Raw genomic sequence first — 5,998 nt, forward strand, 5'->3', positions numbered from 1 at the left:
ATACAAGTCCACGGTGTATATCCCCAAGCCCTCCCGAAATCCGAAAGGGCAAAAGTGGACGACTTTTACGCCGCCCGCGACAACACTATGCCGTCGCTACCGTGGCCGAGTATTGCTCCGCCGTTCATAGATACCGGCCGTCGAAACTCGGCGAATAGGGAGCAAACCGACAAACAGTTGCGCAACAACTGCGAGAAGACCGTCGAAGGAGTGCGGCTATGACAAAATATCTCGACGTGAACGATGTTCTCCGTGGGTTACATTCAACCGAAAATCCTCGCTACGATGTGCATAGAAAACGCCTGGAATACGCAATCAATCTCGCCGCCAAAGAGCTTGCCGACTACTGCGGGTTCATCTTTGAAAAAGCAGAAACCGACCTGGGTTTTGGCGGTCTCCGCGTTGCAATGCGACCTATCGTCGACATGCAGATGTGGCCCGAGGTGCTTGAGAATATCGCCCCGGATGGCTCATTCGATTGAATTCCCGGCCGCGCGGTTCGTCTGTGGGGTTCTGTCGCAGATATCGGTTCTGTAAAAAAACGTCGGCTGGCCCCATCAGGCCAGCCGGCGCCAAGCTAATCAGTATCGCAGCCCGATCGAGCGTCTTCAGTCGAGTCTCGCTTCTGCATTGATAAATATTTGAACATGTTACACGCAACCGCTACCACCTACGATTTGTAGCCCCTTTTTCGTTTGATGGCCTCGCGCATCCGCATTGAAGATATTGCTTCGATTTCCCCAGGGTGCCGCTCAATGAGCAATTGGCCCCGACATCCAACCCTGCCCCACTCCCGCACCAAGTCAATGCCGCCGAAAAGATCTGGCTGCAAGCTCATGCGGTAAAAGCGCCGCATGTTCAGTTCCGGATCAATCCGCTTGAGGTCAACACTCATCGCAGTCATGCTAAAGCCCGCTGCCCTGCCATACATATTGCGTCTACTTCACATGTTCACCACAATATCAGGTGGTCTTGTGCCTTTCCAGTATGTTCTACTTAGGCTCGCCCCGTGTTTCCGCTGCGCAGCTAAGGCAAGGCCAGTTTTTTGATATTGTGTTTGCAGTGAATCGTTGGATCGACACGACCAATGCGTCAGCATCGCCATCATCATGATGATCGTCACCATCAACTGAATGTACCGATCAATGCCCCCTGATCCTGTCGATGATGTTCTTCGTGTCGGGCATCCGGGTCAGTGAATTTCCAATATGTTCGCGCCAGCGCGGGCCAACCTCCATGGCTTGGACGTAAGCACGGGACAGATCGTCAGGCCGGTCCTCCGCCATCGCCTCGATGAGAAACGCGGCCTGCTCCCGGTCCTTGGATGCTTTGAGGCTCCCTGCGCCATCACGCCGCCGGTCTGCGATAATCAGCTTGTGAATTGCGTATCTCTCGGGGCGAGGCACCTGGACCAGAACCCCGGATCTATAAATGGCTGCCGCGTGGATCGGTTCGGCGATCAGAAAATTGAGATAGTTCAGGGCCTGCGCGTTGACACCCAACGCAGGCAGATCTCTGATGGTTTCCGCACCAAACGCGGGCGTAAGAAACTCGACCAGCTGGCCACTGCCGCCCTGAGCCCATCGCCAGGTGCGTCCCGGGTCGAGCCCCGGCAATGGATCGAACTTCAGCGCCGAAAATGTCTCCGCCAGGCCCGGGTCAACTTTATCTTGTAACGCGACGCTGAGTTTTTCGAACTGGGCGATGTCGATGTCCCCGGTGTTTGCCATTCCACCCAGGGGCAGACGGATACCAAGCTCGCCTTCATACAGGCGAAACGCATTCGTACCGACAATAGTGCCACCGAGTCTGAATGTCCCCGCGTCTGCCAGGGCAGACAGGATGGAACCGGTCGCCCGGTCGGTGGGCGTCATGCCCTCCGCGCGCAACAGACGTACCAGCCGAGATCGCTCGGCCTGCCGCGCCTTTGCTGTCTCATGCAATTCTTCCAGGCGGTCGATGCGCGCGCGCGTTTCGTCATTGTCCTCACCGATGTAGAAAAAACGCATCTCCGATCCGACACGGCGCGCAGAATACCAGTACCCCTTGTCGCCGCGCTGCTTCAGGGTCGGCTTACCTTTCACGCCAGAGACTGCGTCGTCCTTCAAAAGCCGAACCAGATCGGTATAGGCGCTCATCGCGATACTGCTGAGTGGAGTCATGCCAATCACTTTCGTATTTTGCTTGGCACATATATACCTATCAAAACATAAATTGCTAGGCATAGAGTGGTAAATACCTCAGAATGGGAACGCTACCGATTATGAGACATCATCAAGTGCGGTAAGGAGCCACTATCGTGACCACTGATCAGGCAGTTTGCATGATCACAACAACAACGACCATCAGAAGAACCTCGTAACCCATTTGATCAGCCTGTGACGCAACGCTTGCTGTTTTGCCTGGAGATCATGATCAACGGCATTCCAATCATCACGATCAGCATGATGATCAAGAAGAACATGAGGATGAGGCGGATCGCTTGATGCCGTTTAGTCGATCAGGATCGCCCGCGCTTTGGAGAAGCGTTCATACAGCGCTGCATTGGCGTCTTCGAGGCCGTCGGCACAGTAGGGATTCAGAAATTGCCGCCCCGCAAACAGACTGCGGTCAGTGGGTGACAGCTTCGCTTCGTCTGTGATGGCGGGCCAGTTTTCAGCGATGATCGCCAGTTGCCCGTCGATGATCGCGGCGGCTTCAGCCTCGCTCATCAGGAAATGCCGGGCGGCGGCGAGGCATGTTGCCAGCGTACTCATGCGGTTCTCGCCGGTGATCAGCATCGCTTGGGCCGCTTCGTTTCCGGCTCGCCCCTGCGGGCAGATGTCGTAGGCCGGTGTCAGGGTCAGCATCTTGCCGTCCCAGAAAGCCGCATGGTTGCGGGCGTGATCGTCCGTGTTGCCGCAAAGGACATTGAAGCAAATCCGGCCAAAGAGTTCGCGCAGCGTATCCTTCGGATCGGTGAAGCGGTGCCGGATGATCTCGGCAAGGTCTTCGTAGGAAGCGTAGCGCGCCATCATCTCGTCGAGGCCGAGCATGGTGAGCGCTGACACCATCGCATGGCGCTGCCAGTCACCGTCCGCCCTCGTGCGGTCGAAGCGTTCGATCAGGAGAACGTCTTTGCCTGCGGCTTCGATCAACGAGACAGGGGCAACATTCAGACCACAGGATGCGGCCAGCCGCATCGCCATGAATTCAGCCTTCACGACACTGTACAGGTCGTTCGATGACGAGAATTTCGCGATCAGTTTCTTGTCGTCACCTTCGATAAGAGCCTTTGGCCGTGCGCCACCAATCGATGTGCCGTGATTAATCGCTTGATCGAGCGCTGGTGTCAGCGGCAGGCCTTTCTCGACTCGTTCGGCGGCGGCGAGCAGTTCCTCGTAAGATGCCTCGGCTGCAAGGCGCGGGACGTACTCGGTGGCACTTTCCTGAAAGTCGAGCGCGCCGATTCGGTCGGAGCCAGACTCCAGGAGGAAGGTGAGTTCGTTCAGCTGATTGCCGGCATCCTCAATGGCTTTGGCACCGACAAGACGGTTGATAATGACACGCCGTCCCCAGGCATCCGGCGAGCCGTCACGGATAGAACTAGGCATGTCCATGCCGGCAGGCGGATCAATGAGTCCTTGCCGCAGCGGCAGCTCCGGCTCGTAGATCGGTATGGCGTTCTTGCGGCCGAGATAGCTTGCGCCGTAGTTGAAGGTGAGGCGGTTGCCTTCTTTCGTCAGACGGCCGGCGACAACAGGCTCGGTTTCGCCCGGCAGCCAAATCCAGACAAAGGCGCCATCGGGCGCTCTGAGCTTAGAAGTCATCATCGACCTCCCGTCCGGACGAGCGAACACTTTTCGGCAGGAGTGTGAGTTTTTCATCGAGGCGGGCATTGTGCATCGCAAGCGTGCGCTCGTCGAACTTAAACAGGCGCACACCGACGAGAGCCGCGACCTCGAAGACGGTGCCGATCTCGGGACCCGGCTCGCCATACTCGATCCGGCGCAACGTCTTACGGGTGATGCCGGCACGCTCGGCGAGTTCGGCAGCCGTCAAGCCACGCTCCATCCGCCCGAGCTTCACAAGCTTGCCGAGGATGGAGAGCGCCTGCTTGGTGACGCGTGAGTAGCTGCGTGTGCGCTTCATTGTCTTGCCCTAAATGGATCTTTTATGACCCATGAAATCACTTCGCGGTTCTTTAAGTGACCAATATAGGCACAAGAGATTCAGAAAGTCAAATTGACGGGTAATATATGACCCATAAGATGACTTGGCGGGTACTATAATGCCCTTTACCGACCTCTTCGAAGCCCTCGGGTACATCTGCGATATGTTCTCACCACAGGAGTGCTGGAACTATTTCAAAGCTGCCGGATATGTCGCAGGTTAAAACCGAAAAGCTTTGAGCAAGCCTGTTCCCTCAAGCGCTATATTTGTCGTGATACTTCTGCATCATGGCGATGTAGTCCCCGACATACTTGGCATCGTAGCAGACGCCGAACAGGAAGCTGGACCGTCGGCGGGTCTGAAAGGGCAGACCCAGAAAGTAGATGCCGGGCTCCTTGCCCACGCCCATTTCGTGGATCGGCGTGCCATCGTCTTCGAAGGTATCGACCTGCAGCCAGCTGCCACTTGAAACCGGATCTTAGCCATTTCTCACGCAACCCGAAGTTACCGTGACAACGCCCTCACCGACGTCGACAGCCAAAAATCAGTGGTATGCCATCTGTGGAGACCAACGGGAGAGGACGGGTATTACCTACGTAACTTCCTGCGCGATGCGAAGGATATCGCGGTCTGAATGGCGCGGGCCGATGAATTGAATACTGGCCGGGAAACCTTTCGATGTCAGGCCGACCGGCACCGAAAGTGCGGGGATCCCCAGAAGGGGTGTCACCAGTGTCGGCGTTTCGTTCAGGTCCAAGTCGGCCACATCGGAATCAGCGCTGTAGGGCGGCTGACTGTTGGTCGGCCAGACGCAGATGTCATACGTTTCAAAGAACGCCTGCATCAGCTCCCATCCCTTGCGGCGGGCGGCGTCGCTACGGGCAAGGTCAGAAGCGGTTAAAGCCTCTGCGCGGAGCAATGTGCGCTGCATTTCAGGGCCGTAGAGGTCGAAATCGCGCTTCCACACATCACCGATCTCCAGCCGCGCGGACCAGTCGCGAAAAACTTGCTGAGCTTCCAGCATGAAGCCAAGACCCGGGTCGATGTCGACGATCTGCGCCCCCAATTCGTCAAGGCGGGCGCGTATTGGCCGCAAGGCTGCGGCGATCCCCGGGGCGATCGGCGCCCCTCCCGGAGTAAGACACCATGCGACACGTAATCCCTGGACGGCAAGGTTTTTTGCCGGAGCGAGCGCCTGCGACCATGGGTCGAGGGCGGATGCGCCTGCCATCACCTCGAGCATCATCCGCGCATCATCCAGACTGCGCGCCATCGGGCCGGGAACGTTCAGGTTATCGAAGGGACGAGCTGTTTCTTGCAGTGGCACCACGCGCGCGGTCGGACGCAGACCTACCACGCCGGCAAATCCTGCGGGCGCGCGGATCGATCCGCCCAGATCCGACCCATCAGCCAGAACAGTCAATCCCGCAGCCAGCGCCGCTGCGGCGCCCCCTGACGATCCCGAAACCGTGCGCGTCGGATCATGGGGATTGCGTGTCACACGGAAGATCGGGTTCGTGGTTTGCGCTCCGTAGGCGAATTCCGATGTATTGGTCTTGCCCAAAATGATTGCCCCCGCAGCCCGGAGCCGCGCGACATGAATATTATCTTGTTCTGGCACGTGATCGGCCATCGTGCGCGACCCGAAGGTCGTCCGCATGCCTTGCGTGGCGAATATGTCCTTGATCGCCACCGGAATGCCGTGCAATGGTCCCGCTATGAACGGCGGAGCAATACTCGGCCACGGTAGCGACGGCATAGTGTTGTCGCGGGCGGCGTAAAAGTCGTCCACTTTTGCCCTTTCGGATTTCGGGAGGGCTTGGGGATATACACCGTGGACTTGTAT

Annotated in this window: 8 protein-coding genes; 2 read left to right on the forward strand and 6 right to left on the reverse strand. The window is 57.5% G+C overall.

From position 1 onward, the window contains the following. Together KPG71_RS19355 and KPG71_RS19360 are read left to right on the forward strand one after the other, a co-directional pair. A partial coding sequence (locus tag KPG71_RS19355) for a hypothetical protein (RefSeq protein ID WP_216340358.1) occupies positions 1 to 222 on the forward strand: 222 nt, incomplete at its 5' end. Beyond that, the gene (locus KPG71_RS19360) at positions 219 to 482 is read left to right on the forward strand and encodes a hypothetical protein (protein ID WP_216340360.1); all 264 of its coding nucleotides are present in this window, start codon (positions 219 to 221) and stop codon (positions 480 to 482) included. The genes KPG71_RS19355 and KPG71_RS19360, both read left to right, overlap by 4 nt. A gap of 188 nt (positions 483 to 670) precedes the next feature. Here the strand turns inward: KPG71_RS19360 and KPG71_RS19365 are convergent, their stop codons facing one another. The 6 genes from KPG71_RS19365 to KPG71_RS19390 all read right to left on the reverse strand — a co-directional run. Then, on the reverse strand, positions 671 to 895 hold the full coding sequence (locus tag KPG71_RS19365) for a WGR domain-containing protein (protein WP_253196393.1): 225 nt from the start codon (positions 893 to 895) through the stop codon (positions 671 to 673). Between the two features lie 247 nt (positions 896 to 1,142). Continuing rightward, entirely contained in the window at positions 1,143 to 2,138 is a 996-nt protein-coding gene (locus KPG71_RS19370) for a GSU2403 family nucleotidyltransferase fold protein (RefSeq protein WP_253196394.1), read from the reverse strand. A gap of 354 nt (positions 2,139 to 2,492) precedes the next feature. After that, the gene (locus tag KPG71_RS19375) at positions 2,493 to 3,809 is read right to left on the reverse strand and encodes a type II toxin-antitoxin system HipA family toxin (protein WP_253196395.1); all 1,317 of its coding nucleotides are present in this window, start codon (positions 3,807 to 3,809) and stop codon (positions 2,493 to 2,495) included. Next, positions 3,799 to 4,131 (reverse strand): helix-turn-helix transcriptional regulator, encoded by a 333-nt coding sequence (locus KPG71_RS19380; RefSeq protein ID WP_216340367.1) that lies wholly within the window; start codon positions 4,129 to 4,131, stop codon positions 3,799 to 3,801. The genes KPG71_RS19375 and KPG71_RS19380 overlap by 11 nt, the downstream gene beginning before the upstream one ends. A gap of 274 nt (positions 4,132 to 4,405) precedes the next feature. Beyond that, a complete protein-coding gene (locus tag KPG71_RS19385) occupies positions 4,406 to 4,561 on the reverse strand; it encodes a hypothetical protein (RefSeq protein WP_216340369.1) in 156 nt (51 codons plus the stop codon). Between the two features lie 183 nt (positions 4,562 to 4,744). After that, on the reverse strand, positions 4,745 to 5,998 hold a 1,254-nt coding region (locus tag KPG71_RS19390), incomplete at its 5' end, for an amidase (RefSeq protein WP_216340371.1).

Origin of the sequence: Roseovarius sp. PS-C2 (assembly GCF_018862045.1) — a bacterium.
In the GTDB taxonomy this organism is placed as follows: domain Bacteria; phylum Pseudomonadota; class Alphaproteobacteria; order Rhodobacterales; family Rhodobacteraceae; genus Roseovarius.

What these genes read in the sequence shown, in the direction of transcription:
- KPG71_RS19375 (WP_253196395.1), bottom strand. Translation starts at nt 3,809, where the DNA reads ATGACTTCTAAGCTCAGAGCGCCCGATGGCGCCTTTGTCTGGATTTGG.
- KPG71_RS19360 (WP_216340360.1), top strand. Translation starts at nt 219, where the DNA reads ATGACAAAATATCTCGACGTGAACGATGTTCTCCGTGGGTTACATTCA.
- KPG71_RS19365 (WP_253196393.1), bottom strand. Translation starts at nt 895, where the DNA reads ATGAGTGTTGACCTCAAGCGGATTGATCCGGAACTGAACATGCGGCGC.
- KPG71_RS19385 (WP_216340369.1), bottom strand. Translation starts at nt 4,561, where the DNA reads ATGGGCGTGGGCAAGGAGCCCGGCATCTACTTTCTGGGTCTGCCCTTT.
- KPG71_RS19380 (WP_216340367.1), bottom strand. Translation starts at nt 4,131, where the DNA reads ATGAAGCGCACACGCAGCTACTCACGCGTCACCAAGCAGGCGCTCTCC.
- KPG71_RS19370 (WP_253196394.1), bottom strand. Translation starts at nt 2,138, where the DNA reads ATGAGCGCCTATACCGATCTGGTTCGGCTTTTGAAGGACGACGCAGTC.